This is a genomic window from Pantoea sp. Ft-CA_14 (assembly GCF_024520875.1).
Classification (GTDB): Bacteria; Pseudomonadota; Gammaproteobacteria; order Enterobacterales; family Enterobacteriaceae; genus Pantoea; species Pantoea agglomerans.
The window spans coordinates 1-249 of record NZ_JALNPM010000050.1; the positions used below are offsets into that span (position 1 = coordinate 1).

At 55.8% G+C, this 249-nt stretch carries 1 protein-coding gene; it reads right to left on the reverse strand.

What is annotated here, in order from left to right:
* A partial coding sequence (locus NR195_RS22805; RefSeq protein ID WP_256844939.1) for an Rrf2 family transcriptional regulator occupies positions 1–249 on the reverse strand: 249 nt, incomplete at both ends.

Here is a 249-nt window from a genome sequence, read left to right on the forward strand (position 1 = left end):
GCGGTTGTCGTTGGCATTTTGGCGATCGGCCACGTCCAGGATTTCCTGATTATTCACCAGCTCGGCCAGCGTAATGTTGTTCAGGAACTCACTGATGCGCACGCTCAGATCGCGCCATAAGACGTGAGTCAGGCAGCGTTCGCCGCCCTGGCAGCCTTCTTTACCCTGGCACTTGGTCGCGTCCACGGACTCATCCACGGCAGTAATCACTTCACCTACCGCAATCGCATTGGCTTCTTTACCTAACAG